The sequence below is a fragment of the Sphaerotilus sp. genome (assembly GCF_041083715.1).
GTDB lineage: Bacteria > Pseudomonadota > Gammaproteobacteria > Burkholderiales > Burkholderiaceae_C > Sphaerotilus.
The window spans coordinates 1-3,929 of the sequence record NZ_JBFPGY010000053.1 but is presented as its reverse complement, the minus strand read 5'-3'; the positions used below and the strand labels follow the sequence as shown (position 1 = coordinate 3,929).

The window sequence follows — 3,929 nt, the reverse complement described above, 5'->3', positions numbered from 1 at the left end:
GACACATGGTTTATCGTTCGAAATGAACCACGAATGAAGTCAATAGACCGAAGAAACATGCGAATAGATGGCACTTCATCTCTACGCGAGACAACGCGTGAATAATGCATCAAAGCGCTGCAGCCCTGACATTGCTTGCAACACATGGGAAGAATTTGTATGGAAAAGAAACACGATCTCCCGGCAGACCACCCCTCCCTGAACGCGTTCGTGGCAGGTGCCCGCCAGTTCCGCCAGCAACGCCAGCCGAACCACTCACGCTGGCTGGAGCGGCTGCACCTGCGTCTGGACCAGGTGATGGCGGCGGTGCTGCTGGTGCTGTTCAGCCCCGTGTTCCTGGTCGTGGCGCTGCTGATCTGGCGCAAGGACGGCGCGCCCATCCTGTTCGGCCACTATCGGATCGGCCAGCACGGAAAGCTGTTCCGCTGCCTGAAATTCCGCAGCATGTACCTCGATTCAGATGCCATGTTGCGCGATCTTCTCGAAAAGGATGCCAACGCACGCGCCGAGTGGGCGCGCGACCACAAGCTGCTCAACGACCCGCGCATCACGCCGATCGGCGACTTCCTGCGCCGCACCAGCCTGGACGAGCTGCCGCAGCTCTTCAACGTGCTGCGTGGCGAGATGAGCCTGGTCGGCCCGCGGCCGATCACGCTGGCGGAGCTGCCGCGCTACGGCCAGGTGCGCTGGCACTACCTGAGCGTGCGGCCAGGCATGACCGGGCTGTGGCAGGTCAGCGGCCGCAATGACACGACGTACGAAGAAAGAGTTGAACTTGACCGCGTTTTTGTCGAAAAGCACAGCTTGCGCATGCGCCTGAGCATCCTGGTCCACACCTTGCGGGTGGTGTTGCTGGGCAGCGGCGCACGCTGAACCCTGCAACCCGGAAAGTGACCCCGCCCATGACCAGCCGCGTGCTCCACCTCGTCAGTCGATTGCAGCCCGGTGGCAGGGGACAGACGCTGTGGCCCACCGTGCTGGCGCTCGCCGATGCCGGCGTGCCGCAGAGCCTCGTGCTGATGGACCACCGCGATGCGGCGCAGGCACGGCTGATGCTTCCGGCCGGTGTGCGCCTGGGTGACGGCAGCGCGGGCAGCGCGGGCCGCGCGGGCCTGCCCGCCGTGCGGCAAGCCGCCACCACGCTGCGCAGCGAACTCGCGGACGGCCCGACGCTGGCCGTGCACGTGCATGGCCTGACCGCCGGACTGCTCGGACGCCACGTGCTGCGCGGCTCGTCGGTGCAGGCACCGATGTTCTTCCACCTCGACAGCGACACGCTGGCAGCGCGCATCGTGCGCGGACTCGACCGCTCGGCCTTTCTCGTGCAGCGCAACCGGGTCGATGCCCTCGATCCGTCCGGCCGCGAGCACCCGGGTGGCCCGTCCAGGCCGGTCGACGAGGTCTACTTCAACACCGAGCGGGCCGAGGCCGAGACGCCGCTGATCGTCACCACCGGCCAGCCGGGCGATCTGGTCTACGCCCAGGCCTTCGTGCAGCTCGCGGTGATGCTGACGGGGTTGCGCCCCGCACTGACCTTCGGCTGGATCGGCGACGCGACCCCCGCGGTGCAGCAGATGCTGCAGGCCGCCCAGATCAAGCTGATGCGAGGCGCGGACGCGACCGACCGCGCCGAAGCGCTGCACCGCGCCTGGGTCTATGTGTCACCGGACCCGGCCGGCAGCGATGCCCGCGGCATGGCCGAGGCGATGGCCGCCGGCGTGCCCTGCCTGGGGCGCCAGGTGCCCGCCTACCGGGCGTTGATCGTGCATGCGCTGTCCGGCTACCTCTGCAACCGCAACAACGACCTGATCGCAGCCATCGCACGCCTCGTGGAGGCGGCACCGCTGCGCCGCGAGATGGGGCAGGCCGCCCGCACACGCGCCCGCCACCGCCACGGGCGGCACCGGTTCCGTGCATCGATGCTGCTGGCGCACGGCTTGTCGCCGGTGCCGGTGCTGCGCAGCAGCGGTGTCGCCCCCGTGGCGGCCGGAGCGGCGAGGGCGACAGCATCGGTCACTGCGGAGTGACTCCCCGCAGCCCCTGCGGCGCGGTCAGGCCGGCACGAGCTGGTCCAGATACCCCCAGCACGACCCCATCCCCGATGGAGACTCGACCTGGGGATCTTCCCCGACATGCTCGATCAAGCCCTGGTCGAGCAGTTGCTGTGCAATGCGCTGAAACGCTGCCACGTCCTCACCGGTCTGCCCGAGGTATTCGAGCGCGGTGAAGCCGTTGAACCGCATGAGCAGGTGCAATGCCTGCGGATCGAGCGCAAACCGCCCGCAGGTCGCCGCTTGACCCAGGCTGGTGCGCTGGAAGATCTGTGTGTGCATGGCAGAACTCCTGGAGGGGGCGCCGGCCTCCGGCAGGACCCGTGGACCGGACCTGCGGCGCGACGCAACATGCCTGCGCATGTCTGGCGGCAGTTATAGAACACCACTGTCCGCTTGTCACGCCGCGTACACACACTGATTCCAGACTGCAGGGCGGCCACTATCCCGCCTTCCGTGCAGGCAATGCGCCCCACATCGTGCAGGTCTTCGAGGTCGGCACCGCCACGATGATGTCGGCGCCTGCCCGGACCTCAGACGGTCGGCGCCACCCGTTCGCCCTGCGGCCCCTCCGCCCGGGCAGTCCAGCCCAGCGACACCTCGGGATAGAGCGCCCCCAGCACCTGCCGACCCGCCGGCTCCAGCAGATCGGCCAGCTGCCCGGCGGTGCCCGCCTCGGTGGCCTCCGGCAGGCTGCGGTCGGCCCAGAGCCGGTCGAAGGCACTGCGGTGCGGAGCAAGGGTCGCCACGACCACCTCGCGCCACTGGGCCGGCGCCTCGGTCTGCGCCCACGGACCGCGGCCGCGGCCGAAATGCGCCACCGCCAGATAGCGCAGCAGCGCGGCCTCGACCGCCGCGTCCAGCGCCTCGGGCCGCCAGCCGAGCCAGGACTCCTCCAGCCCGCGGACCAGATTGACGCCGTGCGCCAGCCCCATCGCGCCCAGCGCCCCCAGCACGCCACCCGCGATCAGCCCGCCGCCCAGCGTCAGTCCGCCCGACGCCAGATCCGCCCCCAGTCCGGTGAGTGCACCCGACACCATGCCACCGATCACCGCCGCCTTGCCCGTGCCGACACGCTCGCGCCGATCGAACTGGCTGCCGACCCGGGCGAGGATGTCCTCCGCGGCCGCCTGGCCCTCCAGCCCGTGCAGGTGCAGCAGGTCGCTGGTGCTGCTGCGCACCTCGCTGTCCAGGCGCGCCAGCAGCGCCTCCTGCGCTTTCTGGCGCGGATCGCCCTCCTCGCGGCGCAGCCCCAGCGCGCTGCCCACCTGCCGCAGCGCGGAGCGCAGCGTGCCGGCCTCCGACACGGTCTCCCGGGCGTGGGCGATGCGCGCCAGGCTGTCGGCCAGCGTGTGCATCGAGCGGTCGAAGGTGGCCCGCCGCTGGGCCTGCCAGACACCGCGCAGCCGGCCCATCAGCGCCTGGCGCTCGATCGGCAGGGCCGCCTCGATCGCCTGCAGCAGCGTCAGCTCCTGCACCCAGCAGCGCGCAAACGCGTCCATCGGCAGCACCGCACACACCTGTGGCTGCCCGGCGAGGTGGCGGCGCCAGCGCTCGATCTCGGCGGCCTCCTGCGCGGGCTGCCCCGGCGCGCCGAGCTGGTTGAGCAGCACGATCACCGGCAGGCCGGTCCACGCCAGCAGCTCCATCTCCGGCGCCACGTAGCCCGCCGCCTCGGGCGACTCGGCCGCACTGACCAGGTAGAGCACCACATCGGCCTCGTCGCGCACATTGCGCAGCGCCATCTGGCTGGCCCAGAAGGCCCGGTCGCGCCAGCGGTCCCAGACTTCGGTGAGCAGCCAGCCGATCGGGTTGCCCGACTGCTGCATGCGTTTCACCAACCGCACGCTGTCGCCGAAGCCGGGCGTGTCCCACAGC

3 protein-coding genes and 1 pseudogene are annotated in these 3,929 nt (G+C 70.1%); 2 read left to right on the top strand and 2 right to left on the bottom strand.

What is annotated here, in order from left to right:
- Positions 1-288 precede the first annotated feature (288 nt).
- Positions 289-873: pseudogene (locus AB3X43_RS02600) on the top strand (sugar transferase); the annotation flags it as partial.
- A gap of 29 nt (positions 874-902) precedes the next feature.
- On the top strand, positions 903-2,027 hold the full coding sequence (locus AB3X43_RS02595; RefSeq protein ID WP_369428329.1) for a glycosyltransferase: 1,125 nt from the start codon (positions 903-905) through the stop codon (positions 2,025-2,027).
- A gap of 24 nt (positions 2,028-2,051) precedes the next feature.
- Here AB3X43_RS02595 and AB3X43_RS02590 read toward each other — a convergent pair whose 3' ends face one another.
- Both AB3X43_RS02590 and AB3X43_RS02585 read right to left on the bottom strand, forming a co-directional pair.
- Entirely contained in the window at positions 2,052-2,333 is a 282-nt protein-coding gene (locus tag AB3X43_RS02590) for a hypothetical protein (RefSeq protein WP_369428328.1), read from the bottom strand.
- Between the two features lie 251 nt (positions 2,334-2,584).
- Positions 2,585-3,929, bottom strand: a 1,345-nt coding sequence (locus AB3X43_RS02585; protein WP_369428327.1) for a DUF3482 domain-containing protein, incomplete at its 5' end; no start/stop codon positions are given.

Bases quoted from the DNA above. Each gene is read 5' to 3' on its own strand.
- AB3X43_RS02595 (WP_369428329.1), top strand. From the start codon at position 903: ATGACCAGCCGCGTGCTCCACCTCGTCAGTCGATTGCAGCCCGGTGGC.
- AB3X43_RS02590 (WP_369428328.1), bottom strand. From the start codon at position 2,333: ATGCACACACAGATCTTCCAGCGCACCAGCCTGGGTCAAGCGGCGACC.